This window comes from Colwellia sp. PAMC 21821 (assembly GCF_002077175.1).
GTDB lineage: Bacteria > Pseudomonadota > Gammaproteobacteria > Enterobacterales > Alteromonadaceae > Cognaticolwellia.
The window spans coordinates 1261595-1287207 of sequence record NZ_CP014943.1 but is presented as its reverse complement, the minus strand read 5'-3'; the positions used below and the strand labels follow the sequence as shown (position 1 = coordinate 1287207).

The following is a 25613-nucleotide window of genomic DNA, read 5'->3' as shown; positions in this document are numbered from 1 at the left end:
TGACGATTTAAACCGCCTTAAAATGATCGATTATTTATTTCAATTGGTATTAATAGTCGCTATTAAGACTTTATCTAATTGATTGTGCTATTCGGCCTGAGAGTGCTTGTCTTAAAACCTCAGTTTTGAGTAACTTATTTTAATAGGCATTAATTTACACTACTTTAAAGGGGGATCAAAAGAGTGGATTACCTTAGCATACTAAGTGCTCTATGCAGCTTGTGTATACGCTTTAGGTTTGGAGCTTGTGATGTAAAAGTAGGGTGATTTTTATGGTTGGGATAATAAAAAAGTTACCTAAGCTATTAGCTAAGGTAACTTAATGTTTAAAGCGCTGAGGTAGTGTTTTACTTCAGCTCAGATAGAATTTAATTATTAGTTAAACAAAGGGATAATTCACTTTGTATTGTTTACAAAGTGCTAGCCAGTCAGCTTGTAAGTATTCTTTTACTACAAGCTCTTCATTGATAGTAAGAATGGAAATAAACGGTAGTCTAATGCGCTTAATAACCCCATTATCAATATAGTCGCCATCAACATGCCACTTAATAGCGACTGAGTTTTTCGCTTCATCAAAGGCTATGTTTTCTAATTGGCAATAACTGCGATTCATTCTGTTATGTAGCTTTAAATGGAAGCTTCTTAGCTGATTAAAACCTTCATTTTTACCGAACCCTGCCAGTGTTACTATGGCATTACTGTGATAGATTTTATCGAAGTTAGCGAGTTGCTTTTCTTGCCATATATTCCACCATTTATTCACTGTACTTCTCAAGCTAACTGGTAACTCAGTAATGTCATCAGGTGTAGCATGATAGCTTTTAGGATGTAATTGATGGTCAAATTGGCTGAGTAATAAGGGATCTGACGCCGGTAATGCTTGAATAATAGTAGCAACATCTTGCTGTAATAACTTTGCCAAAGCTAACGTATCTACAATGCAGTGTAACTTTTTAATATGTAAATTATTATGCTCAAAGAAAAAGGCAATAGAGACCTTTTCATTCTTAACTTGGTCTGACAATTCGATATAAAGTGCTGAAAACTGCTCACCTTGAATTTCTTGGCGTTCGGTTACGGTTAAAAACCCAAATTGCTCAATACTTTTAAGCCATAACTTCTCGATTTGCATATTTCCATATGCGGTAAAGTCATGTTGTTTCCAAGCTGTGCTATGGAGAATATTAGCGGATAATTGCGCTAAATCACCCTTGGTGTATAACTCGATAAGTTGATTAAACATAACTATGATCCTTGCGCTAATAAAGGGAGAGTGCAGCCAGACTCACGAATAATATTGGCGTATAAAGCAATTTCGTCAAAAACGGTAACTTCTTTTATTATTTTTTGGTTTTTTACTCGCAGATGAGTACAACCTAAAACAAAATAACGTTGACCTTTTAATTGCGCTAAACGGCCAATATGAGGGTTAAAGTTACCGGCAACAGACCATCTAATAGCGATATCTATAGTGTTATCGTCGAAGCCTACAACGGCCGTGTGGTCCACGGTCATTTTGGCATTAGGACATTGTGATAACCATTGAATAAGCGTACCACTAATTTGTGCAAGCCCCGTCGATTGACGACCACCTGGCCATTGGTGTGATGCGGCTACATGATAAAACTGCGTTAATGTAGAGAACTGCTTTTGGTTGAATAAGGTTTGTGCCCAAGCTTGCACAAAGTTATCGGTAGTCCAATTGTTGCTTATGCACTCAAGCTCTTTTCTATGCTCAGTATTAACGACTCGGTTATATTCACTTTGATACCATTCGTTAAATGTATCATTAGGTTGTAGCGCTGAGAAATTAATAGCGGCATCAATTAAGTCAATGCCCAACTGGCTAATCAGGAAACTATTATCTCTTACCAGCCACTCTTTAACTATTTGGTTTTCAAAACAAACACAATCAGCAATTGTGGTAACTCGACCCGTTTTATCTGTAGATAAACCAAAATCAGAGTTTCCGGTATTCGTCATGATACTGGTGATTAGGTGCGATGAATAATAAGTACCATCGCTTTCTTCTTTCCAAATTACATTTTCACCAATAAGGCTTCTGTCTGGGAAGGCCGCTATGGTTTTTAAGGTACCTTGAACAACTTGCTCAACGCATTCTGAGTAAGCTCCTAAAGTGAAAACAGGGCAAATATCACTGTAATATTTATAGCACAGGCCAACATTTTTCTGCTCCCAAATACGATGGGTTATACGAATAATATAATCAACAATATCAACGAATTCGTCATCAAATCCCGCGAGTGTTTGTTGCTTTGCACCTGTTGGGTCTAACAGCTTAGTTAAAGGCTGCCAATGAACCTGTGTGATGTTGTTATCTAGTTTAAAACTCATAATATTAACTCGTTTTGTTAAATAAATAGTTCAAAAGAGAACAGAAATACTAGTGTGAAAATAAAGAAACCAAATAGTGAATAACATACTTTGTCTACTTTACCTGGAACTAAATACCAGCCGTTTTCTTTTTCTGCAGCACCACTATCGGCAAATGCTTTGATTTGACCTTTAACGGTATATGGAGAGTAATCTTTTTGTTTTCCATCAATCGCAATACTGGCAATAATGGTTACTATAACATTGACAAATGCACCAATAGCGGCGTACCAAGGCCATGCAATATCGGTATAAATAGCGGCGTAAGCTACCGCTAAAACACCAACAAATGTACCTACTAATAAACCACGCTCTGTCGCATGTTTAGAGAAAAAACCTAAACCAAACATACCTAATTGCGCACCTACAAAATAAGAACCAACTTTACTCAGCACTTCTAAAATAGAACCCGTACTATGCAGGTGATACATAATGGCAGGGAAAATGATAATAGCGGCCCAAAAAATAGTGAATACACGAGAGACATTCAAATAATGTTTATCTGATTCATTTGGCTTATAGTATTTTTTATAAAAATCGAGGGTTGAAACTGTAGATAATGAGTTGAATGCGGAGTCTAAACTCGACATTGACGCCGCCATAACAGCTGCAGCAATAATACCCATTAAGCCTGGCATACCATACTGAGAAGCAAACTCTAAAATTATAGTATTTTCATTCTCAAAAGTTTTACCTTCGTAATAGTTGTAGAACAATATACCCATGATAATAAAGAAGAAATAAACAAAGAAGGCTAAGAAACCCATTAATAAGTAAGATTTTTTCGCATCACCAATGTTTTTAGCCGCTAAGGTACGCTGAACCATCATCTGGTTAGTACCATAAACGGTAATATGATAAAGCGTCATCGCTAAAATACCCGACCAAACCGTTGTTACGTTACTGAAATCGAAATCAAAGTTAAGTGGGTTGGTTTTTCCTTGGGCTTTTAATTGAGCAAGGCTTTCCATTACCGGGGTGGTACTACTATCTATTAATGCATACATAATAATGCCGGCACCAATTAATAATATGCCCGATTGAATTACATCGGTCCAAATTACCGCGGTTATTCCACCCATTACGGTATAGACAAGCGCAATAATCGTTACAATGATAATCGAGGTTATTTCTGGAATACCTGTGATATAACTTAAAACAATTGAGGTAGCATAAAGCACGGCAGCAGAGCTCATTGTTTGCGATATTAACCAAATACCCGAGACTAAAGCGCGAGCTTTCTTACCAAAACGCTTTTCTTGGTATTCGTATATTGAAGCAACACCAGCGTTGTAGAAAAATGGAAAGAAGAAGGTAATAACGGCGATAATAACGAGTGGATAATTCAGGTGTATCGCAATAACTGACAAGCCATCTTTGTATGCCCACGCCGGCGCACCTAAAAATGTCATGGCGCTAACATAGGTGGCAATAACCGAAATGCCGATAGCCCACCAAGGGGTTGTTTTTTGTCCTAGATAGAAATCATCAGCGGTGCTGACTTTTTTACTGATAACAAAACCTAATAGTAGGTTTGCCAAAATATAAACAATTAAAATAGTCCAATTAAGCGTTCCAAACTCTGTCATATCTATCTCTCTCTATTTTTACAGAAGTCTTTTTTTGTTCATTATTCATCGTTGACTTCGAAGTCATTTAAACATAGCATTGTTTAAAATAATATGAAAGCAGATATTATCTAAAAAATAGGTAATAAATTAAGGCTTACTCTAGAATTGGTCTGAACATTTATAAACATACGGGTATATAACTGGCTAATTAAAGTGTAATTTTATAAATTTATAACAGTACTGATATTTGAGGCTAATGATGACAAACGAACAAAAAAATAAAAACTTGATACTGGAGTACTACCAAGCATTAGAGCAGGCTTCAGCGGAAACGGTTGGCGATGTTTTGACTCAATATATGAGTAGTGATTGTCAATGGTATGGCGTACATCCATTTAACGAACAAAAAGGGCCACAGGCGATTAATGAAGTGTTTTGGCAACCTTTTATGCATGCCTTTAAAAATATTCAGCGCAGACAAGATGTGTTTATGGCCGGTGTTAGTGGTAACGATGGTGCTAATTGGGTTACCAGTATGGGGCACTTTATGGTGCAGTTTGATAATGACTGGTTAGGCATACCACGCTCTGGGCGAGTTGCTATGGTGCGCTACGCTGACTTTAACTGTATAGAAAACGGAAAAATTGTTCGTGCTGGTTTTTTCTGTGACATTATTAGTGTTATGCATCAAGTGGGTATTAATCCTTTACCACAAGCAACAGGCCATTCATTTATTTATCCTGGCCCTCGAACTCATGATGGCATTCAATTAGACGATAAAGCCCCAGCAGAAGCTGAGAAAACTATGGCTGTACTCAATCAAATGATTGATGATTTGTCTCAACTTAATCAAACAGGCAACGATACTTATCCGCCTGAAATTTTAGAAAAAACATGGGCTAAGGATATGGTGTGGTATGGTCCTGCGGGTATTGGGGCAACTTATACTATCCCTAAATTTCAAGAGCAGCATTCGTACCCATTTAGGCAAGGGCTAAAAGATAAAGTGTTTAATGGTCATATTTGTCGTTATGCAGAAGGCAATTACGCCTGTTTCTTTGGTTGGCCAAATTTAAGTAGTACACCTATTGGTGGCTTTTTAGGTTTACCCGGGGGAGATATTAGAGCTGACATGCGAGTGGTTGATGTTTATCGTCGAGAGGGTGATAAATTGATGGAAAACTGGGTGTTAATCGATATTCCTTATTGGTTAAAGCAGCAAGGTTTAGATATTTTAGAGCGTAGTCGCAAAATTAATAACCCGAGTTAAGCTAGGTATATGGGCTTAATTAATAAGTGTTATTAGTGCACTAATTTAGTGATCTAGTTTATAGGTTTAACGCATAGCTCTAATAAATAGCTCACATGAATCGAAGATATTAAAAAAGGAAGCCTAGTAAGCTTCCTTTTTTATTGATAAAACTAGTATTCATTGATTAATCAATAGTTAAGCATTATCACCTAATTGTTCTTTCATCATAGCAAATACATCTAGACCCATTTGCATGCACATATCAATAATATCAATTGCAACCCAGTTTTCTTTAAGTAAATCACCTTCACGGCGCCAAATATCCATTACACGTAACGATAGCTGTTTATTACAAGGCGGTAAGCCTAACCAACCTCCTACGCTATGCGTACCATGCATATGAGGCCAACCACCTGTTGCGACATAGTTACCGTCAGATACTAAGGTAGCTTTATGGTCGACATCTCTGTCTGGAAAGCTAAAAACGAAAGGCCCTTGGTGATCTCTTCTGAAGCCCTCAATGCCGCGAGTAGTTCCAATACCCGCTGGGCCGTACCACATAAAATCTGGGTGCCAAAAGTTCTCTAACTTCATGCTTGATAGTGATTTACCGTCGAATCGGCCTAATTCATCAAGCATATCAAGTATTAACTGTTCAGACTTTTTCGCAGCTTGTGCGGGAGTTTTATCTCTTAATATGCCGTCCATTGTGCTTGGTGGCATAATTAAGCCACTATGGCCTAAACTTTTTCTTAGTGGATTAACGCCAACTTGGTTCATTGCATCAAGAAAATCTACAATAATAAAGCACTGCTTAATTTTGTTATCTTCTAGCTCAACCAGCTCGGTATAGCGTAAATATAAGGTTTTATTGTTCGCTGGAATTCCCCAAAGCGGTTGGCTTAATGTGCCAACAAAATACCCGGTACTTGCAATCCATTCTTTATCGTTATATTCGCTTTGAATATTAATAAATGGTTTACGTTCTATATCGGGTAAGGCAGTCACTAGGGGTTGCCAAAACTTGCTTATTACTTCAGCTGAACCCAATAAGTCATTAATGGGCGCGCTTACACGCCAAGCAACATCGCCATGAACATATTGTTCAATGTTAGCAGGGGATAATTTGAGTTGATGATATAACTTGTCAATAACCGTTAACATATTTTTCTCCACTAAAATAAGTTTTACTTGAATTACTTTTTTATGAGGTTATCATCGAGTGACTTCGAAGTCACTTGTTTTAGTGTAAGAATATAAAAAGTTCATTAAAGACTTTATTTAGCGCTTTAACATAAAAAATATCTACGTCGAAAACCCAATAACTGTTGAGAATGGTTTAGTGCGATAAAAGAATAAATAATCTATTGGTATTAATAGAATAGGTTGTATTTAACATAGGAGAATAAATGTGTCTCAGGATTTACGTAACGCAAGTAAAAGTGTAATAAAGCCTTTAAGTCTAGCTTTATATGATTACGATGAAGAGGCGGTTAAGTCGGCGATTAAAACGGTTTTTTCACCTAAAGCTAAGATACAACTTTGTTATCCTTTTGAAACTTTAGCTGGACCAAACAGTTTATATGAAGATGCTTATAAACCGCTAAAGCACGCCATTCCCGATCTTGAGCGCCGCGAAACTATTGTTATGGCAGGATCTGCTGAAGATGGCAGTACTTGGGTAGGTTGTTGTGGATATTATACGGGCAGCTTTGAAAAAAGTTGGTTAGATATTCCGGCAACAGGACATCAAGTGGTGATGCGTTTTCATGAATTTTATCGAATAGAAAACGGTGTTGTCATTGAAATGCAGGCGCTGTGGGATATACCTGAAGTTATGATGCAAGCCAAAGCATGGCCAATGGCACCGAGCTTGGGAAGAGAGTGGCATGTACCCGCACCCGCAACACAAGATGGTTTAAAGATAGAAAATGACGATCTAAAGGCTAATCTGAGCTGCAAGCTTGTTGGTGATATGTGTAATTCATTAGGTAATTATGCGCTTGGTGGTGTTGAAGCAATGCAACTAGAAAAATATTGGCATCCAAGATGTAGTTGGTATGGTCCTTCAGGTATCGGCACAGGTCGTGGTATTAAAGGTTTTAGAAATTGGCATCAAATACCGTTTTTAAATGGTATGCCTAATCGTGTTGGCGATGTTGGAAAAGGCTATTTATTTGCCGATGGCGAATATGTTGGATTTACCGCCTGGCCCGGTATGCAAATGAAAGTAAGTGGCGATGGCTGGCTTGGTATTGCGCCATCAAATCAAAAAATTACAATGCGTAGCTTAGATTTCTGGCGCTGTGAGAAAGGGCTAATACGAGAAAATTGGGTATTGGTTGATTTACTACACGTTTATCATCAGCTTGGCGTTGATGTATTAGGTAGAATGAAAGAGTTTAATAAAGCTCGTTGCTAATTCTTTCTATGAATAAATAAAGCCCGAAAGGGCTTTATTTATTCATACTATAAAGAGATGTTTAAGGTTTTATTCTGCTGACTTTGCTATTGAGCTTTCAAAGCTCTGCTGCAATTGATTAGCGCCATTAAGTAAAAAACTATGATCAGAGCCTAATAAAAACAAACTCACACCTGATTTTATCCAATGAGGAAGCTCAGCCAAATTACCGACAAACATACCGCAGTTTTTGTTGTACTTCTTAGCAGCTGCAACAACTTTTTCAACGGCTGTTATTACATCAGGGTGGCTAGGATCTGTTTGTTGTAACGCTACCGTTAAATCCATTCTGCCAATAAAAATGCAATCAATGCCTTCGACTTGGCAAATAGCCTCAATGTCGTCTACGGCCTCTAAGTCTTCAATTTGCGCAATTACGCAAGTTCCATTTTTATTGGCGGCTAAGTTGTCGGGCAATTTATGAGTAGTGTAACCAGCAAAGCGTGTTGAACCTGCATACCCTCTACCGTCAGGCCCATAAAAGCACTTTTTCACTATGCGTTTAGCATGTTCGGCATTTAATACATGCGGAATTACGATACCGTCAGCGCCTAGATCTAAGGCATTTAAAATAGTGGCATTTTCACTGTCGGGTATGCGAATAATTACCGGCTTTTGTTTTGATTTAGCGGCTAATACACAAGTGTCTAAATCTGCTCTGTCGAATGGTGCATGTTCAGCATCTAAACATAAAACGTCTAAATTTGTATGGGCTAATACTTCGGCGTTATGAAAATGTGGGGTTTTGATATATGTGCCGAGTAAGGGGGACTTTGTCGCTAATGCCTGTTTAAAATTCATTTTTTATCCCTAATGTTTAACTGGTTTTTTGTTGTTGAGTTAACGGCAATGAATACCATTGGATTAATGCTTGCGATACTTTCTCTGCTTGCTCTAAAGGCGAGAAATGAGCGCATTGCTCTAGTAATAACAATTCGCTGTTGGGTAGTGCTTTATGCATTAGCAATTGATGTTCAACCGGGCATATTTTATCTTGTAGACCACTTATAATAAGTATGTTCGCCTTAAGGCTTTGTAGAACATTAAGCGTGTCTGGGCGATCTTCTATTGCCATTGCTTGTGCAGAAAAGCATTTTTCACCAAGTGATAAAGCCATATCTAGAATAATTTTTTGGTATTCTGCTTTTTGTTGGTAAAGGTAGTTAGGCATAAATGTATTTTCGATCAATAGCCTAAGCTGCCCAGCATTGGCTTGTTTAATATGTTCAACTCTGCCAGCTTTTCTTTCAGGAAGATCAGCATGGCAATTAGAATTAATTAACGCGAGCTTAGCAATAAGGTGAGGGTGGGTTTTAGCTACTTGAGCAGCAACAATGCCACCCATTGAAAAACCAATAATAGCGCATGGCTGATCACCTGTTGCCTTTATTACGGTCGCTGCCATTGCTGGCAAGGTAGCTTCATCAGTAAATTGTACAACTGATATCTGATGACAATATTGATTGAGTTGTGCTATTTGATGACTAAACATAGCACCTGTGCATAAGGTGCCGGGTAAAATTAAAATGGGCAAAGAGGACATAACAACATAACCTAGTTAAGGTCGCTTTACTGAATTTCCTTTGATTAAGGTGCCCGTTAATACACGAGCTTCAGGTGGCGAATCAGGGTTTTCAATGTGTTCTATTAACATGTCTACAGCTGCTTTTACCAGTTGTTCTAGCGGTTGCTTAACCGTTGTAATTTGGTAACTTTGCCAAAATGATGAAGCTATTCCATCAAATCCTACAACAGACATATCGTTTGGAATATGAATGTTGTGATTTTCTCTTATTTCGTCAATTACGCCAATAGCCATCGTATCATTACTGCAAATTACAGCATCTGGCGCAGGGTTTTTCTTCAACCATTGGGCAATACAGTCTCTGCCTGATTGATACGAATAGTCGCCATAAAGCACAGGAACATTTTCTTCACCTGATTTTCGCAGTAAATCAAGGGCAATTTCGCGACGTTCGTTGGCAACATCTGAATCTTCAGGGCCTGAAAGGACTAAATAGGATTTAGGATTGTTTAATTTTAATTCGGCAAGCAGTTGTTTAATGCCTTGCTCATGATTACAACAAACGGTATTGGTTGAGGCATCAGGAACATTACGGTTATAGAGCACTACGGGTATTTTATGTTGCTCAAATTGTGCCAAACGTTGGCTTTCAAAATGAGCAGCAAGTGCGATAACGCCATCAACTTGGAAGGTCCAGATTTGTTCAAATAACTCATCTACACCCTCAGCGTCATCTAAGGTAAATAATAAAACTCGTTTATTACGAGCCGCAAGTTGTTTGCTGACTTGCGAAAGTACTTCAGGGTAGTTAACGTTCGCACGTGACGAAACGATAACAGCCACCATTCCAGACTGTTTAGTAATCAGCATTCTCGCGATTGCATTAGGTCGATAACCCATTTTATTGGCTACGGCCGTTACCTTCTCGCGAGTTTTTGCCGAGACACTTAAGCCCGGTCTAAATACGCGAGAAACAGCTGATTGTGATACGCCCGCTTCGCGAGCGACATCATAAGAAGTAACTTTTTTAGTTTTAGTCAATGTTTACCCTTTATATCTTCTTAAACGAATATCGGCTTGCTCCTTATGACCAGCAAACCCTTCAACAGCACAAAGTCTTGAGCAATATTCACCCACAACAACCGATGCTTCTTTTGTAGCGCTCTGAAATGTACAGGTTTTAATAAACTTACCAACCCATAACCCGCCAGTATAACGTGCTGCCTTACGAGTTGGAAGCGTATGGTTTGTGCCAATACACTTGTCACCATAAGAAACGTTTGTTTCTGGGCCTAAGAATAGGGCACCAAAGTTACGCATATTCTCTTTAAAATATGGAATGTTTTCAGTCATTATTTGTACGTGTTCAAAAGCTAAGTCGTTAGCAACTTGAACCATTTCTTCGTAGGTATCACAAACAATAACTTCACCGTGATCTTTCCATGCGGCACCGGCAACTTCTGCCGTTGGTAAAATAGTTAACTGTCTTTCAACTTCGGCCATAGTATCGCGTGCCAATTTCTCACTATTAGTCAATAATATGGCAGGCGATGTAGGGCCATGCTCAGCTTGACCTAGTAGGTCGGCAGCACATAATTCGCCATCAACACTTTCATCGGCAATAACTAATGTTTCTGTTGGACCAGCAAATAAATCAATACCTACACGACCAAATAGTTGGCGTTTTGCTTCAGCAACAAAAGCGTTGCCTGGACCAACAATCATATCAACAGGGGCAATTGTTTCTGTGCCAATAGCCATAGCCGCTATCGCTTGTACGCCACCAAAACAATATATTTCGTCAGCGCCGGCTAAATCCATTGCAACAACAATTGCAGGTGATGGTTTGCCATTAAATGGTGGCGCCGCAGCAATAACACGTTTTACACCAGCAACTTTAGCGGTAACAACACTCATGTGTGCAGATGCAACTAATGGGTATTTACCACCTGGCACATAACAGCCAACACTTTCCATTGGTATATGTTTGTGGCCGAGTATAACGCCAGGTAATGTTTCTACTTCAACGTCTTTCATTGAGTCGCGTTGAATTTGAGCAAAATTACGCACTTGCGTTTGTGCCCATTTAATATCTTCAATAACACTGTCATCGAGTTCTTCATAACAGGCTTTAATTTCTTCTTCTGTTAGTCTGAATGACTTCGGATTCCATTTATCGAAGGTTTCAGAGTATTTTGCAACAGCTTTATCACCATCTTGTTCAATATCTTCAAGAATATTCTCTACTGTTGTCTTAACTGATTGTAAGAAGTCTTTTTTTTCTTCTTCTTGCTTGCCTTTTTTTAGGTATTTAATCATTTCAATATCTCCAGTTTATTTGATTTAAATTTTGACTTAATTAATACAGATTCGACTTATTAACTTGAACTTATCTAAATCCTACGTAATAATGACTTCGAATGCAATAATTGATTTTAGGATATATGTTATGAGCTTTAATGAAAATTTATTCACAAGTAAAACGATATTAATTGCTGGTGCAGGTAAGGGTATTGGTTTGGGCTGTGCTGTTATGGCGGCTAAGTATGGCGCTAATGTTATTGCGGTAGCTCGAACAAAAAGTGATTTAGATAAATTGACTGAACTTTATCCTGAAAATATAACACCTTGGGTGATGGACGTAACAAGTGATGCTTTTTATAAAAGATTACGCGAATTACCCACTTTAGATGGTTTAGTTAATAATGCCGGCATAAACCGCGTTGGTCCTATGGAAGAGCAAAGCAGCGAAAATATAGATGCGGTGATCGATTTAAATATTCGAACACTTTATAAAATATCTCAAGCGGCGATTACGCCGATGAAGCGCAGCAAATGTGCGTCTATTGTAAATATGTCATCACAAATGGGTTTTGTTGGTTCACCTGGTCGTACTTTGTACTGTATGAGCAAACATGCGGTAGAAGGCGTGACTAAAGCGATGGCTGTTGAGTTAGCCGAGCATAATATTCGCGTAAATACTGTCGCTCCTACCTTCGTATTAACCCCAATGACTGAGCCGATGTTTGAAGACGAAGCTTTTAAAAACTTTGTTTTTAATATGATCCCCCTAGGCCGCTTAGCGAAAGTAGAAGATATCGCTAATAGCTGTACCTTCTTATTAAGTGATTTAGCTTCGATGATCACCGGCACTAGCATTAAAGTTGATGGTGGTTGGACTGCACATTAAACGTTAAATAGTAAGCAACATACATGAATGATTTAAACGTAATGACTTAACGAAAGTAAAAACAATAGGATATAAAAAGATGACATTAGCAGACAGATTGATCAGATATGATGACTTAAAACCTTGTACTAATGCTTTTATTGATACGCGCAGCCCTGGTAGTGATAAAAAAGAAAATTTTACCCTTATTGGGCCTGGTGTGGCAGAAAATCCCGACCAACATATACACATTTCGATTCCTCATGGTTTTAATATTGGCGGAGCTCGCCAGCCTGCAGGTTGCTTAAATTCTCAACATAGTCATTTAACTGAAGAGTTCTTTGTTATACATAGTGGCACATGGGCTTTTATGAGTGGTGTGAACGGTGAGGATGGAAAAGTTATAATAAACGAAGGTGACATTATTTCTATTCCAACAGATATTTTTCGTGGTTTCGAAAATGTGGGCGAAGGTAGCGCTTATTTGTATGCGGTTTTAGGCAGTGATGACCCAGGTAACGTATTATGGGCACCTCAAGTATTTGACCTTGCTGAAAAATATGGTTTGATCCTGCTAGATGACGGTAGCTTAGTAGACACAACTTTAGGTGAAAAAGTACCAGAAGGTAAGCAACCTATGCCCGTTACGTCAACAGAGAAAATTGCAGAACATCGTATTGTTGGCGACGAAGAAATGGAGTCAATTGTACAACGTAGTGATACTTTTGCTTGGTCAAAAAATACTTGTTTAGCACAGTTTGATGGCGTTGAAGAAGTCGCATTAGTCGGCAACAAGAATATAATCGAAGATTTACCTGCAAGTAAGTTGAGTTGGTCGCATGGCTTTGTTGTGCGAGGGCTAAAATTACAAAGTAATGCGGTAGTGCCTGAGCATATTCGATTCGAAGAAGAAGTGATTTTTGTTCAGCAAGGAAAGCTTGATATAACCGTAGACGGTGAAACACTTTCGCTGACAAAAGGCGATACTTTTACAACACCTATAGGCGCAAAGCGTTCATTTACACAAACGGGGCACGGTGAATGTATTTTATACATCACTCGCCGAAATGATTTTCCAAAAGCGCCTGCATTCATTTGAACTAAGCTTTAACTTTGTTATGTTAGTTAAGTTCTGATTTGAATTGGTACTAAAAGACGTATTGGAGTCGACAGATAAGTTGACTCCTTTATTTTTCAACTTAACAGTGGAAATATTTTTTTGGCTATAAGTTTAATTGGCTAGTTGGTAGTTACTGTACCAGCTTAAGCTCTTCAGTAGGTTGATAAAAAACATAAGGTAGTTTCGCTTTTTTAGCTTGATACATCGCTTTATCAGCACTTTTAATAAGTGATACTGTGTCTTGGCCATGTTCAGGATAAAAGGCGATGCCAATGCTGACACTGGTTTTTATCTCATGACCTGCTATCAAAACTGTTTCTTCAAACAATGCACTTATTTTTTCTGCAATACTCGCACTGATTTCTACTGATTCGTGAGATGGTGCGTCTAGGTGCACAACAAATTCATCACCAGCAAACCTTGCCAGCATGTCACTTGCGCGTAATCCCGCGCGCAGCGTTGCGGCAATGTGTTGCAACAATAAGTCTCCAACATCGTGACCTAAGGTGTCGTTTACTTGTTTGAAGCCGTTTACATCCATAAACATTACCGTTTCGGTACGCTGCCAGCGAGCCGCTCGAATTAACCAAGGCCTTAGATAGTTGTTAAATGCTCGTCTGTTATTTAAACCAGTTAATTCATCTTGATTAGCTAATTGATACAAATGCCGCTCATAAGCTTTACGTTCGATGGATGACAATATGGCCAAACCAAGGTGGCGACTGTTGTTAGTCGACTTTATTATATACTCTTGTGCGCCACCACGAATCGCGTCAAGCGCTGTTTTGGTGTCATCATGACCACTTAGCACTACGATTGGGGTATCTGGGATCAGTTCTTTAATTATTCGAAGGTTTTCTAATCCGCGGCCATCACCTAAGTTTAAATCTAATAATATTACATCGTAATATGACGCTTTTAAGGCTATCAGCGCAGCGTCGATTGCATCAACACGGGTTAAGGTAAAATGCTCGGTATCAAATTCTTTAGTGCAATCACGTTTGACTTGTCTAGCGTCACCATCGTCATCTTCAATATGAAATATTCTCAGCGTTGATTGAGTCATGTGCTACCTGATTATTCCTAGTTAATAATTAATTTTTTGATGTTTTTTACTTAACTTTCGATAAGCATCAAAATGAAAGAGTGATGTAAATTTCACACATGATCTGATGATTTTACCTGACACAACATTGATGCAGTGTGTTTTTAAGCTCAATTATTTATTCAAATAAATATTTAAATGAGGGCATTTATTGCGCATAAAATAGCTCGCTAGTTAATTAAGTTGGTGTAATAAACGCTAAAAATTTTGCCAATATTCATTTTATAATACGCCATGAATGTTATTTTAAATAGTTTATAGCTAATTGTGATGTATATGCAGGTTAACGCAAGCAAAGGATATTTGTATTCTATTATTCAGGTAATTCAATTAAGTGGCGATAGCTATCAATTAAATTTATTAATTTAAGAAAGTCTACGCCAGCGGTTTCTTTAACAATATATCCCGCCACATTTAGATTATAAGCTGCATTTTTATCTCGTTCACTTTTCGATGTTGTTAATATAAAGACAATACTTTTTTGTAACTTTGGGTCATTGCGTAACTCTTTTAAAAACTGAATGCCATCCATTCTTGGCATATTTAAATCAAGCAGCAAAATGAAAGGGCTAGAAAGTTTAGTGCGACCATTTTCAGCCCTTAATGTTTCCAATGCTTCTTGTCCGTCATACGCACGCAATATTGGGCTAGTAACTTTTGCCTTGCTAAATGCCCGAAAAATGGCTTTGGCATCACCGTCGTCATCTTCTACTAAAAAAATATTCAAGTGCTGATTTTTTAATGTCTCTTCGATTATAGCGACCATTATAAAGTGTCTTTAATTGAGTTTTTTTGCTGTTTAGGCCACGTGAAAATAAAAGCGCAGCCTTCGCCTTCTTCTGATGCTACTTCGATAGTACCACCGAATAATTCAATATGTTTTCGTACAATGGCTAATCCCATTCCACTACCTTCGACACGGTCACGAGGCTTGAGGGTTTGAAGCATTTTAAATATTTTTTGATGATATATTGGCGCGATGCCTGGGCCGTCATCTTTTACAGTAAACTGGTATTGGTTTTCTTGCTCTTTAACATCTACTTCAATTAACCCAATGTCTTTATCTCGGTGCTTTATCGCGTTACTGATTAGATTAAGTAAAATAAGCTGCAGTGGCATTTTATTCACCTTAAGTTGTAAAAACTCTGCACTGGCATTAATGGTAAAACCCTCGGGCATGGCAATTAATAAAGTGATATCTTTTATTAAGGTATCTCCAGTGAGCGTTTCTTCGTAATTTTCATCTAGTTTACGACCAATACGTGAATACTCGAGAAGGTCTTCTAGTAACCTTTCCATTCTCTGGATACGGCTTCGCAACAGTAACAAGTTTTCTCGACTTTCATCATCGAGACGATCGCCTAAGTCTTCTTCGAGCCAGTGAGAAATATTTTCGATAACTCGCAGTGGAGCCTTTAAATCATGCGAGGCAACATAAGCGAATTCATCTAGTTCGCTATTACTTTTTTCCAGCGCTTTAATTAAACGTTCACGCTCAAAGTTTGCTGCTTTGTTATCGGTAATGTCACGCTCAATAGCGGCGAAGTGACTGGTGTTTCCTTGTTGATCTTTTACCGGAACAATATTGATATCGATCCAATATTCGCTACCGTCTTTTGCATAATTAATGAGTTCAGTAGAAAACGGCTGATTATTTTTTAACGCTTTTTTAAGTGCGGCTAATTGCACTTTGTCAGTTTTTTCGCCTTGTAATAACCGTGGAGTTTGTCCGATTAATTCTTCAGGTTTATAACCTAATACGTTATTTGAAGCCGTGTTAGCAAATATAATAATCGGGTTATCAGGATCGGCTTCGGTGATCACCACAACGTCTGTTAAGTTTTCAATGGTTAATTTAAATAGCCTTAACTGCAATTCAGTTTCTTTACGCACCGTAATATCACTTAAACTGCCAGCCATACGGACAGGTTTATTGTCCTCATCTAATAAGGCTTGTCCTCTGGATTGAAACCAACGCCACTGTCCCGAACTTGTTTTCAGACGAAACTCTACATCATAAGGGCTGTTGTTTTTAATATGTGCGTCTAGAGCGGCGAGCGTTCTATCTTTGTCTTCTTCATGTATATGTTCAATCCACTCGTCAAAATGGTTACGCATTTTCTCTGACTCTAAACCTAGCAATTCTTTCACGCGCTCAGAAAAAAACATGGTATTGCTAGCAACGTCCCAATCCCACATACCGTCACCGGCGCCGCGCCAACCTAAAGTTAACGCTTCTTCACTTTTACGTAATTTTTCTTGGGTGATTTTTTGAAGGTATACCACAACTGACAAAACCCAAACGGCAACGATGGCAAGTATACGATTTATAATCACATATTGGTTGTCGACATCTATTTCTGGCGAAGCTAAGTAACCGAAAATAATCAGTACAGTCGCGAGCCCAGCTAAAACAAATGTTATTTCTTTTCGGTAAAATAATAGACCGAACAAAACTAATGGTACATAAGCGACTCCCACGGCAATGTTTGGCGCGTGAAACATATCAATAAGTAAAACGATAAAGCATAAGAGGGCTGGAACACAAAGAGGTACCAATGCTATTACTCTAGTTCTGTGGCGCCAAATAGCGATTAAGAAACCAAAACCCAAAACTATAAAGCCACTTGCGGTATGCAGTGCCATACGTGTGAGTGTTTCCCAAACATAGCCATTTTCTTCGCCAATAATATATCCGGTGAGCGCTATTGCTGATAAAGCTAAAATAAACAGACTCAGTATTTCAATTAATGCGTAGTTTTTTGGATTTTTATTTGTAGAAGAAAATAATAATAATAATGTGATGCCGGTAAAAATAAAACACAACGCGGTATTTATTGCCATACGGCCGGGGTGAGAGGTGTTTACTGTAATATATGCGTCCATTAACAGTTGATCAATTGCTAGATTAATCACAAAAACATACTGCAACAGGGTTAGAAACCCAATGAAAGTAACGAGTATTCCACAAGCTAAGCTTAGGCGTTTTAAACATTTCACTATGGCGAATAGGCCGATTCCACTCAATAAAAATCCCAGAGCAGTGTTATATTGCATAGGTGTAAATTGTGGCAGCACTTGAATTAAGTCGCTGTTACTAATGTACCAACCTGTTAAAACGATTGCGCCTAATAAAAAAGTATATATGGCTGCAATAATCATGGCGGGCTTATTGAAAGATAACTCTGTCATTACGATGCACCTACGTTGATTCGCTATAAATCATAGAGGCTTTAACGACGAAAATACACCACTAAAACACCTTGAACGTGAAACAACAAAGTACATTCAGAATAATATAGCAATTAAATAACAAGGGTTTAGTTTTAGCTAAGCAACCGTAAGCATATTTTAAGCTTGCTCAGGAGAAGTGTTAGCTAGATTTTTAAATTAAAAACATACGTAAACCGTTAAGGCTCTGGCTAACGAAAAAGCTAGTGTAAAACTAGCATGTTCAAAACATAAAACATAAAACATAAAACATAAAACATAAAACATAAAACATAAAACATACTCATGAGTATGCAATTAGCAGAGTATTGATAACAACATTCACTCAAACCGCTTCGACGCACAGTTTTGTTATTAAATTGTTTTGTATGAAAAATGCACTATTATTTAGGGGGGGATAGCAAATAATGCTTGAGTAATCCAAACGAGTGAAAAAAAGTCAAAAGTAAACATAAGTAATTAAAGCGATTAATCAACTGCATTATTAGCCGTTTCATTGGGAAGATAACGCATTACATACTTATGTTAATTATGTCACTCAAGCTGGGATAATAGAGCTTTTTACCGATCATTTTAATTATCATTATTAATATTGACGATGGTGTTATTAAAACTCATAAGTGAATAAGTATAAATGGCTTTGGGTTTTTGAGATTAGCGCATAAATATCAGTAACTAAATTAAGGGAATTGACTATGTTTCCAGAATATATTGTGCTTCATACTGCTGCCTTCACCGGGAGAGATTGTGATCGAGATATGATTGACCAGTGGCATAAAGCCCGCAACTGGTCAGGCATAGGATATCACTTTGTCATTTTAAATGATAAACACAGCCAAAAAGCCGATGGCAGTATTGAAAATGGTAGGCCAACTAACAAAGCCGGCGCTCATACTTTAGGTCTAAATAGTCGTTCTTTAGGTATTTGCTGTATTGGCCATGGCGATAAGTTTGACTTTACACCCGCGCAGTATGAAAGTTTATACAGCTTAATACGGCGGTTGATGACTGAATTTTCGATACCAGCAGATAAAGTGATTGGCCATCGAGAATTGAATGACTTAGTTAAACAAAATATTATATCTTCTCGATATCGCACCAGTAAATCTTGCCCAGGCGATAAAATAGAGATGAATTATATTCGCGAGCAACTGGCTCATATTACTGCTAGCCCTGAACATGAAACCATTGCAGTCTCTGCTGAGTCACGATTAGCAATGAGCAATGCGATTGCTATTTTACAACAGCACCGCGCACAATTTCCAAATGCCCAAGACGAATTGGATGAGTTTATTCACCATCCTGAAATTATTTCAATGACCAGATAAAGATAAATACTCTCGTTTAACATAGTCGTGCTTGCATAGCTTTAGTCGCATTAAAAGGTTGCTGAGCTTCGGTTATTGCCGTAACAACTGCAACCGCGCTCACACCTGTACTCCATACCTGGTCTAGTCGTTGTTGGTTAATGCCACCAATAGCCACTACAGGGGTAGTATCGGCTAGCGCTAATATCTGGGTTAAGTTTGCTAGGCCTTGGATTTGCCCTGTCATGTTTTTGGTTTTTGTTGGGAAAATAGCGCCAATAGCAAGGTAGGAAGGTTGCAGTTGTTTTGCTAATAAAAACTCGTAACAGCCATGCGTGCTGATACCCAAGCGCAAACCGGCTTTCGCAATAGCATTTAAATCAGCGTCGTTAAGATCTTCTTGGCCAATATGAACACCGTATGCACGGTATTTAATGGCCAGTTGCCAATGATCATTAATAAATAACCGACAATTATAATCACGGGCCATTGCTACCGCTTTTTCTATAATTGGCTCAACTTCTGAAATATTGTTACTTTTAATGCGCAGTTGAATAATATTTAAGTTCATTGGTAATAATAGAGCTAGCCAATCAAGCGAGTCGATTACAGGATAGAGGCCGAGTTTTTCTCCATCAGCTAAATCAAGGGATTTAAAGCATTTTTTTGACTGAAATTGTTGATTGAGTGAGCTGATAATTATTGGAAAATCTTTTGGTTTTGAGGGCCACAAACCTTGCTCAAATGCGCCGTAATAACGGTTTCGCTTATCTTCCTTTTTGTCATCACGCTTAACATCACATTTATCATCTGATATGTCATTTTTTACTTCAGCTGCTAATAACCCTTGAGTTAATAAGCCTTGGTTAATAAATGCTTTAGTGAGTGTAAAGGCATCACGCAATAAATAATCATGTGCTAAAAAGCTAGCTAATGCGCTGGCAAAGCTGCAACCGCTGCCATGGCTATAGCTGGTGTTGATTTTTGGCGACTGCAAGATTAATAACTGGCTTGAAGTAGCACTTAAGCTTTGTAAACATATATCAGTGCAATGTGTTTGGTCTTGTTTAGTTTTTTCAGTAGCCGTATGTCCGCCTTTTATAATCACCGCTTTACACCCCAATAGGAGAATATTTTCTGCCATTATCGCGGCATCATCTACTGAGTTGTTAGCCGTTAAAGTACATAACTGCTTAGCTTCTATAAAGTTGGGTGTAATAACATCCACCAATGGCATGAGCGGCACAAGTGCGGAAGTAGGTAACGATGACAAGCAACCTCCAACACTCGCTCGGCCAACGGGATCATAAACCACCAGTAAGTTAGGTAATTGGGCCTTAATGTCCGAAAGCATCTCTATTAGCCAGTTGATCTGCTCACGATTAGCTATTAAGCCTATTTTTATTACTGTTGGCGGCTTGTCGAAGCGTAATGCCTGTACCTGCAGGACTAATATCTCCACCCCAGTTGGATTAACCGCAATAAGTGCTGATGAGTTTTGTACGGTATTGGCGGTAATTAAATGGCACACTTCTACATTGAGATTATGGCCAGTTTTAATATCGGCAGCAATACCAGCACCACCTGAGCAGTCTGCGCCTGAAATGGTCCAAATTATTGGTTTGTTTTGCACTTTATTGCCCAGTAATACAGTTTCAATGCTCATTAGCTATGTTCCGGTTGATGCCAAAAAGGCGTATCTAGTGTCGGTGTGCTGGGATGAGCGGTTTGGCGTTCAGGCATAGTGCCTGCGATATAAGCGGATTCACCTGCTGATATTGCGTTGGCGAAAGCTTTTGCCATCAGAGCAGGGTTATCGGCTAGCGCAATAGCACTATTAAGCAACACACCGTCAAAGCCCATTTCCATGGCAATACAGGCATCTGACGGTTTACCTATGCCAGCATCAAGTATTAGCGTAGCTTCAGGTAACCGGTGGCGAATAGTGGCTAAATTATAGCGGTTCATTAAGCCTTTACCGGTGCCAATGGGTGAAGCCCAAGGCATGATAACTTGGCAGCCTAACGCGAATAATCGCTGGCAAATTACTAAGTCGTCTGTGCAGTAAGGTAATACTTTAAAGCCATCAGCAAGCAGTTGCTCGGTAGCAATTAAAAGCTCTATAGGATCAGGTTGTAGATTATAATCATCGCCAATTACTTCAAGCTTTATCCAGTCTGTTTGAAATAATTCTCGGCTCATTTTAGCTAAGGTAATAGCTTCTTTAGCGCTTTTACAGCCAGCGGTGTTAGGTAGGAGAAAACCTTGGTTTTGTGCAACAGTTTCTTGAATGTAGCGCCAGATTTTCTCACCTGACTGTGCCAATGGGTTTTGACGCTTTAGTGATAATGTCACCACTTGTGATCCGCTAGCTATAATGGCTTGCTGCATGACCTTTGGTGAAGGATAAAGTGCGGAGCCAATTAATAATCGACTATTTAGCGTTTGACCATAAATATTTAGTGACATAGGTTAACCTCCTACAATTGGGAAAAGCACATCAATACTATCGTTATCGCTAACCGCGGTATGTTGGTAGTCTTCTCGGCCAATGAATTCACCGTTGAGCGCCAAAGCAAAACTTTGTTGTTGCTGGTTTACCGGTAATGCTTTTGCTAGTACTAAATCAAGACAGTTTTGCTCTGACGTGTGTGGGAGTTCAAACGCGTCGCCATTAATATATATTTTCATTTGTTATCTCCTTTCTTGCCTAGATGATTATTCAATTTATGCAGTGGTTTTAATAAGCTAAATTTGTCATAGGTTGGTTTACTGGCAGCCACTTAGCATATTGATAATTATCGACAGATTTTTTCTGTTCGAGCATTATGTTGTCAACATGCTCTAGCACTTGGGCAAGCACAACAGGGGCAATTAGAAAGCCATGGCGGTATAAACCATTGACTTGAATTAAGGCATTTTGTGAAATTATTTTTGGTTGATTATCACTAAATGCTGGACGAAGTTGGCTGATATGCTGGCGGATATTAGCTTCAGCAAAACCCGGGTGAACGCTATAAGCAGCACTGAGCAACTCCATGGCTGAGCGAACGGTCATTGGGGCAGTATCGTCACTTTCAATTTCTGTTGCGCCAACGACAAAATGGCCTTTACCTTTTGGCGCGATATAAATTTGATAGCGAGGATGCATGAGTCTGATCGGTCGTGAAATGTTAACTTCAGTGGTAAAAAGTTGAAATATTTCGCCACGAACGGCACGTAAATCATCAAGTTGAGCATTGTGTTTACTGTTTGTGCTCGGCGATTTTTTTGCACCAACTCCCCGGCAGTCAATGGCAAGGTCAAACGACTGGCATTCGCTACTTTTACGCTTGTTACAAGTTTGGAAGCGAATATCACAGCCGGTACTAAAACTGTCTGACTCTATGGCAATAACTTCAGATTCGCTATGCCATTTAACCCCTTCATCTACTAATTGTTGATGTAAAGCGAGTAGTAACTTTCGATTACCAATTTGCCCCTCTTCGGGCAAGTATAACGCTTGCGAAAATTTACCAGCTAGCTCTGGCTCAAGTGCCGATAATGCTTCTCGATTAAGCTGTTGTCGAGCGTGGCTTGGATAATTATTGGCTAAAAATCGCGTTAATCTATGATAGTCAGCGATATCTTGTTCATGGCTAACGACGATCGATCCAGATTGTTGAAAGAAGTTATAGCCAGAAAGTGTGCTAAGCAATTTTGGCCATAAAGCTAAGGCAGCAAAGCCCATTGCAACAATGTTGGCAGGGCTGTGCATGGCTTCGCCAAGCGGTGTTAATAAACCGGCGGCCGCATAAGCAGCACTTTGCTGGCCACTTTTCTGGTCTTTGTCGAATAGCGTTACCTGGTAGCCTTGTCGATTTAACGACAAGGCTACCAAACGGCCCATTAGGCCGGCGCCAATAATAGCGATGGTTGGCATAAGGTTAATTGCTTAACGATTTTTCAACAGGGTGGTAAAGCTCGCTGCCGCTGGCTTTAAACTCAGCAGACTTTTCTGCCATTCCTTGTACTGAAATACTGATGGTTTCATCCAATAGTTTGATTTCAATGTTCTGTTCGTTGTTGGCAGCAGTGCTTAAGCTCGCAGCATAATCTCGCACTTCTTGTGAAATTTTCATTGAGCAGAATTTAGGACCACACATAGAGCAAAAATGCGCAACTTTGCCTGATTCTTGCGGCAATGTTTCATCGTGATATGCACGTGCTTTTTCAGGATCCAAACCTATATTGAATTGATCGTACCAACGAAACTCAAAACGGGCTTTAGACATGGCGTTATCGCGGATCTGAGCGCCCGGATGACCTTTTGCTAAATCACCGGCATGCGCCGCGATTTTATAAGTCATTAAGCCTTCTTTAACATCTTCCTTGTTAGGTAAACCTAAGTGTTCTTTTGGAGTAACGTAACAAAGCATAGCGCAACCATACCAACCAATATTAGCGGCGCCAATACCGGAAGTAATATGATCATAACCTGGCGCAATATCTGTCGTTAATGGTCCTAAGGTATAAAAAGGTGCTTCGCCACAATGCTTGAGTTGCTCAGTCATATTTTTTTCAATCATATGCAATGGCACGTGACCCGGACCTTCGATAATAGTTTGTACGTCATGTTTCCAGGCGATTTTTGTTAATTCACCCAAAGTACGTAATTCTGAAAATTGTGCTTCATCATTGGCGTCGGCAATCGAACCTGGTCGTAAACCATCGCCTAGAGAAAATGAAACATCGTAGGCTTTTAAAATTTCACAAATATCTTCAAAATGAGTGTAAAGAAAGTTTTCTTTGTGGTGTGCTAAACACCATTTAGCCATGATTGAGCCACCACGAGAAACAATGCCAGTAACGCGTTTAGCCGTCATTGGCACATAACGCAGTAATACCCCAGCATGAATAGTAAAGTAGTCAACACCTTGCTCTGCTTGTTCAATTAAGGTATCGCGAAATATTTCCCACGTAAGGTCTTCAGCAATACCGTTTACTTTTTCTAAAGCTTGATAAATAGGTACGGTGCCAATGGGAACCGGGGAGTTACGAATAATCCACTCGCGGGTTTCGTGGATGTATCGACCGGTAGAAAGATCCATCACCGTGTCTGCGCCCCATTTAGTCGACCAAACTAATTTTTCTACTTCTTCTTCAATGGAAGAAGTTACCGCTGAGTTACCGATATTAGCGTTTACTTTGATCAAAAAGTTTCTGCCGATGATCATCGGTTCAACTTCAGGATGGTTAATATTGACCGGGATAATGGCGCGGCCTCTCGCAACTTCATCGCGGACAAACTCAGGCGTAATTTTTTCTGGAATGCTGGCGCCAAATGATTGACCTTGATGTTGTTGTAGCAACATCTCGTCTTTAACTTCTTGGCGTTTCATATTCTCACGAATGGCAATATATTCCATTTCAGGCGTAATAATACCTTGGCGTGCGTAATGCATTTGCGTAACGTTTTTGCCTTTTTTGGCTTTTCGCACTTGTGGTAAATGTTCAAAACGAATATGGTCTAGGCCTTCATCGGCTAAGCGCTGTTGGCTGTAGGTTGAGGTTTTTCCTGTTAAAAATTCAACATCGTTACGTGACTCAATCCAGCTATCACGTAAGCGAGGAATACCTTTGTGGACGTCAATATTGACAGCATCATCGGTATAAAACCCTGAGGTATCGTAAACACATAATGGCTGATTTTTCTCATAACTAGGGTTGTCTTTGTTGCCATTAATCAAGGTGTCAGACAAGGTTATTTCACGCATACCAACACGGATATCGTGCAGTTCACCCGCTACGTAAACTTTTTTGGAATTTGGAAAAGATTGATCAGCAACGTTTTTTAAAAATTGTGTTGCTTGGTTTCGACGCTCGCGTCTTGAAATTGAACTCATGTTCTCTCACCTGTTTTTATTAAATAAAAGTTAGGCGGAGCTTTATGGGGGTAGTAACGAGGAGTAGTTTTTTAAACAAAATTTAACATGGTGTTTAAAGCTACTACTTGTTCCCTTCGCAGATGTTAATCTAATCAGGTTCTACGGATCCCGCTTTCGCGATCTCAGCCCTTTGGCACTCCGACAAGTCAATACGTTTAAGTTTTTTAAGTGTCCTTAAACGTGGCTAGATTCTAGCTTTAATTTTCGACGCTAATCAACCACTATTTTATTTTTATTTTTAGTTGTTGTTAATTAAGGGGTTTTATTGGATGTTGATTCTGGTGGCGCTGGTGTAACAATGAAGGTTGGTATACGAAGTAGTAACTTTACCCTGCTTTTAATGAACCATTTTCACCAGTGATTTTGTATGTCTAAAAAATATTTTAACTTGAATATGTGTAATCTCGAACATTTGTTAATGTGAAATATCATGGAATGTTTGTTTCTGTTTACACTTAAGTCATTAAATTAACAAAAGCTTGGAGAATGATGAATTTTACCGATTAATTGTTAATAACATTGTAAATTAACCGGTAAATTGACGTAATATA

General features: G+C 38.9%; 21 protein-coding genes and 1 riboswitch. Of the genes, 5 read left to right on the top strand and 16 right to left on the bottom strand.

All coding sequences use genetic code 11. From position 1 onward, the window contains the following. Positions 1–379: 379 nt before the first annotated feature. Genes A3Q33_RS05405 through A3Q33_RS05395 form a run of 3 tightly spaced genes read right to left on the bottom strand, consistent with a single transcriptional unit; the run spans position 380 to position 3983 of the window. Positions 380–1243, bottom strand: coding sequence for a hypothetical protein (locus tag A3Q33_RS05405; protein ID WP_081179065.1), 864 nt, complete (start codon positions 1241–1243; stop codon positions 380–382). A gap of 2 nt (positions 1244–1245) precedes the next feature. Beyond that, positions 1246–2355: a nuclear transport factor 2 family protein gene (locus tag A3Q33_RS05400; RefSeq protein WP_081179064.1), complete on the bottom strand. Its 1110-nt coding sequence runs from the start codon at positions 2353–2355 to the stop codon at positions 1246–1248. A 17-nt stretch (positions 2356–2372) separates the two neighbouring features. After that, positions 2373–3983 carry a sodium:solute symporter family transporter gene (locus tag A3Q33_RS05395; RefSeq protein WP_081179063.1) on the bottom strand — a complete coding sequence of 537 codons (1611 nt, stop codon included), beginning with the start codon at positions 3981–3983 and terminating at the stop codon, positions 2373–2375. Positions 3984–4224: 241 nt separating this feature from the next. Between A3Q33_RS05395 and A3Q33_RS05390 the strand changes: the two genes are divergently transcribed. After that, complete coding sequence (locus tag A3Q33_RS05390) at positions 4225–5235, top strand: nuclear transport factor 2 family protein (RefSeq protein ID WP_081179062.1); 1011 nt, start codon at positions 4225–4227, stop codon at positions 5233–5235. A 177-nt stretch (positions 5236–5412) separates the two neighbouring features. Here the strand turns inward: A3Q33_RS05390 and A3Q33_RS05385 are convergent, their stop codons facing one another. After that, positions 5413–6381 carry a nuclear transport factor 2 family protein gene (locus A3Q33_RS05385; RefSeq protein ID WP_081179061.1) on the bottom strand — a complete coding sequence of 323 codons (969 nt, stop codon included), beginning with the start codon at positions 6379–6381 and terminating at the stop codon, positions 5413–5415. A 247-nt stretch (positions 6382–6628) separates the two neighbouring features. Here A3Q33_RS05385 and A3Q33_RS05380 point away from each other — a divergent pair, with 247 nt between their 5' ends. After that, entirely contained in the window at positions 6629–7639 is a 1011-nt protein-coding gene (locus A3Q33_RS05380; protein ID WP_155866708.1) for an ester cyclase, read from the top strand. 69 nt (positions 7640–7708) lie between these two features. Here A3Q33_RS05380 and A3Q33_RS05375 read toward each other — a convergent pair whose 3' ends face one another. Genes A3Q33_RS05375 through hisD form a run of 4 tightly spaced genes read right to left on the bottom strand, consistent with a single transcriptional unit; the run spans position 7709 to position 11522 of the window. Beyond that, positions 7709–8479: an HpcH/HpaI aldolase family protein gene (locus A3Q33_RS05375; protein ID WP_081179059.1), complete on the bottom strand. Its 771-nt coding sequence runs from the start codon at positions 8477–8479 to the stop codon at positions 7709–7711. Positions 8480–8495: 16 nt separating this feature from the next. Beyond that, entirely contained in the window at positions 8496–9221 is a 726-nt protein-coding gene (locus tag A3Q33_RS05370) for an alpha/beta fold hydrolase (protein ID WP_081179058.1), read from the bottom strand. A gap of 15 nt (positions 9222–9236) precedes the next feature. Beyond that, positions 9237–10244 (bottom strand): LacI family DNA-binding transcriptional regulator, encoded by a 1008-nt coding sequence (locus A3Q33_RS05365; protein ID WP_081179057.1) that lies wholly within the window; start codon positions 10242–10244, stop codon positions 9237–9239. A gap of 3 nt (positions 10245–10247) precedes the next feature. After that, entirely contained in the window at positions 10248–11522 is a 1275-nt protein-coding gene (gene hisD / locus A3Q33_RS05360) for a histidinol dehydrogenase (RefSeq protein WP_081179056.1), read from the bottom strand. 130 nt (positions 11523–11652) lie between these two features. On the opposite strand from hisD, the gene A3Q33_RS05355 reads away from it, so the two are divergent. Then, complete coding sequence (locus A3Q33_RS05355; RefSeq protein WP_081179055.1) at positions 11653–12393, top strand: SDR family NAD(P)-dependent oxidoreductase; 741 nt, start codon at positions 11653–11655, stop codon at positions 12391–12393. A gap of 79 nt (positions 12394–12472) precedes the next feature. Continuing rightward, positions 12473–13471: a cupin domain-containing protein gene (locus tag A3Q33_RS05350; protein WP_081179054.1), complete on the top strand. Its 999-nt coding sequence runs from the start codon at positions 12473–12475 to the stop codon at positions 13469–13471. Between the two features lie 151 nt (positions 13472–13622). Here the strand turns inward: A3Q33_RS05350 and A3Q33_RS05345 are convergent, their stop codons facing one another. The 3 genes from A3Q33_RS05345 to A3Q33_RS05335 form a co-directional block, all read right to left on the bottom strand. Beyond that, positions 13623–14558, bottom strand: a complete 936-nt coding sequence (locus A3Q33_RS05345; protein ID WP_081179053.1) for a GGDEF domain-containing response regulator — start codon at positions 14556–14558, stop codon at positions 13623–13625. 352 nt (positions 14559–14910) lie between these two features. Further along, complete coding sequence (locus A3Q33_RS05340) at positions 14911–15363, bottom strand: response regulator (RefSeq protein WP_081179052.1); 453 nt, start codon at positions 15361–15363, stop codon at positions 14911–14913. After that, on the bottom strand, positions 15363–17789 hold the full coding sequence (locus tag A3Q33_RS05335) for a PAS domain-containing protein (protein WP_081179051.1): 2427 nt from the start codon (positions 17787–17789) through the stop codon (positions 15363–15365). Before A3Q33_RS05335 ends, A3Q33_RS05340 begins: the two co-directional genes overlap by 1 nt. Positions 17790–18523: 734 nt before the next feature. On the opposite strand from A3Q33_RS05335, the gene A3Q33_RS05330 reads away from it, so the two are divergent. Continuing rightward, positions 18524–19156: an N-acetylmuramoyl-L-alanine amidase gene (locus A3Q33_RS05330; protein WP_081179050.1), complete on the top strand. Its 633-nt coding sequence runs from the start codon at positions 18524–18526 to the stop codon at positions 19154–19156. Positions 19157–19172: 16 nt separating this feature from the next. On the opposite strand, the gene thiE is transcribed toward A3Q33_RS05330, so the two are convergent. From thiE to thiC, 5 genes are read right to left on the bottom strand one after another with little or no spacing between them, the layout of a single operon-like run. Beyond that, positions 19173–20801, bottom strand: coding sequence for a thiamine phosphate synthase (gene thiE, locus A3Q33_RS05325; RefSeq protein ID WP_081179049.1), 1629 nt, complete (start codon positions 20799–20801; stop codon positions 19173–19175). Beyond that, a complete protein-coding gene (locus A3Q33_RS05320; protein ID WP_081179048.1) occupies positions 20801–21604 on the bottom strand; it encodes a thiazole synthase in 804 nt (267 codons plus the stop codon). The genes thiE and A3Q33_RS05320 overlap by 1 nt, the downstream gene beginning before the upstream one ends. A 3-nt stretch (positions 21605–21607) precedes the next feature. Next, positions 21608–21826: a sulfur carrier protein ThiS gene (gene thiS, locus A3Q33_RS05315; RefSeq protein WP_081179047.1), complete on the bottom strand. Its 219-nt coding sequence runs from the start codon at positions 21824–21826 to the stop codon at positions 21608–21610. A 49-nt stretch (positions 21827–21875) separates the two neighbouring features. After that, positions 21876–23057: a glycine oxidase ThiO gene (gene thiO, locus A3Q33_RS05310; protein WP_081179046.1), complete on the bottom strand. Its 1182-nt coding sequence runs from the start codon at positions 23055–23057 to the stop codon at positions 21876–21878. A gap of 4 nt (positions 23058–23061) precedes the next feature. Then, positions 23062–25020 carry a phosphomethylpyrimidine synthase ThiC gene (thiC, locus tag A3Q33_RS05305; RefSeq protein WP_081179045.1) on the bottom strand — a complete coding sequence of 653 codons (1959 nt, stop codon included), beginning with the start codon at positions 25018–25020 and terminating at the stop codon, positions 23062–23064. Between the two features lie 94 nt (positions 25021–25114). Then, positions 25115–25213: riboswitch (TPP riboswitch) on the bottom strand. Between the last annotated feature and the right edge of the window lie 400 nt (positions 25214–25613).

What these genes read in the sequence shown, in the direction of transcription:
- A3Q33_RS05405 (WP_081179065.1), bottom strand. Translation starts at nt 1,243, where the DNA reads ATGTTTAATCAACTTATCGAGTTATACACCAAGGGTGATTTAGCGCAA.
- A3Q33_RS05400 (WP_081179064.1), bottom strand. Translation starts at nt 2,355, where the DNA reads ATGAGTTTTAAACTAGATAACAACATCACACAGGTTCATTGGCAGCCT.
- A3Q33_RS05395 (WP_081179063.1), bottom strand. Translation starts at nt 3,983, where the DNA reads ATGACAGAGTTTGGAACGCTTAATTGGACTATTTTAATTGTTTATATT.
- A3Q33_RS05390 (WP_081179062.1), top strand. Translation starts at nt 4,225, where the DNA reads ATGACAAACGAACAAAAAAATAAAAACTTGATACTGGAGTACTACCAA.
- A3Q33_RS05385 (WP_081179061.1), bottom strand. Translation starts at nt 6,381, where the DNA reads ATGTTAACGGTTATTGACAAGTTATATCATCAACTCAAATTATCCCCT.
- A3Q33_RS05375 (WP_081179059.1), bottom strand. Translation starts at nt 8,479, where the DNA reads ATGAATTTTAAACAGGCATTAGCGACAAAGTCCCCCTTACTCGGCACA.
- A3Q33_RS05370 (WP_081179058.1), bottom strand. Translation starts at nt 9,221, where the DNA reads ATGTCCTCTTTGCCCATTTTAATTTTACCCGGCACCTTATGCACAGGT.
- hisD (WP_081179056.1), bottom strand. Translation starts at nt 11,522, where the DNA reads ATGATTAAATACCTAAAAAAAGGCAAGCAAGAAGAAGAAAAAAAAGAC.
- A3Q33_RS05355 (WP_081179055.1), top strand. Translation starts at nt 11,653, where the DNA reads ATGAGCTTTAATGAAAATTTATTCACAAGTAAAACGATATTAATTGCT.
- A3Q33_RS05350 (WP_081179054.1), top strand. Translation starts at nt 12,473, where the DNA reads ATGACATTAGCAGACAGATTGATCAGATATGATGACTTAAAACCTTGT.
- A3Q33_RS05345 (WP_081179053.1), bottom strand. Translation starts at nt 14,558, where the DNA reads ATGACTCAATCAACGCTGAGAATATTTCATATTGAAGATGACGATGGT.
- A3Q33_RS05340 (WP_081179052.1), bottom strand. Translation starts at nt 15,363, where the DNA reads ATGGTCGCTATAATCGAAGAGACATTAAAAAATCAGCACTTGAATATT.
- A3Q33_RS05335 (WP_081179051.1), bottom strand. Translation starts at nt 17,789, where the DNA reads ATGACAGAGTTATCTTTCAATAAGCCCGCCATGATTATTGCAGCCATA.
- A3Q33_RS05330 (WP_081179050.1), top strand. Translation starts at nt 18,524, where the DNA reads ATGTTTCCAGAATATATTGTGCTTCATACTGCTGCCTTCACCGGGAGA.
- thiE (WP_081179049.1), bottom strand. Translation starts at nt 20,801, where the DNA reads ATGAGCATTGAAACTGTATTACTGGGCAATAAAGTGCAAAACAAACCA.
- A3Q33_RS05320 (WP_081179048.1), bottom strand. Translation starts at nt 21,604, where the DNA reads ATGTCACTAAATATTTATGGTCAAACGCTAAATAGTCGATTATTAATT.
- thiS (WP_081179047.1), bottom strand. Translation starts at nt 21,826, where the DNA reads ATGAAAATATATATTAATGGCGACGCGTTTGAACTCCCACACACGTCA.
- thiO (WP_081179046.1), bottom strand. Translation starts at nt 23,057, where the DNA reads ATGCCAACCATCGCTATTATTGGCGCCGGCCTAATGGGCCGTTTGGTA.
- thiC (WP_081179045.1), bottom strand. Translation starts at nt 25,020, where the DNA reads ATGAGTTCAATTTCAAGACGCGAGCGTCGAAACCAAGCAACACAATTT.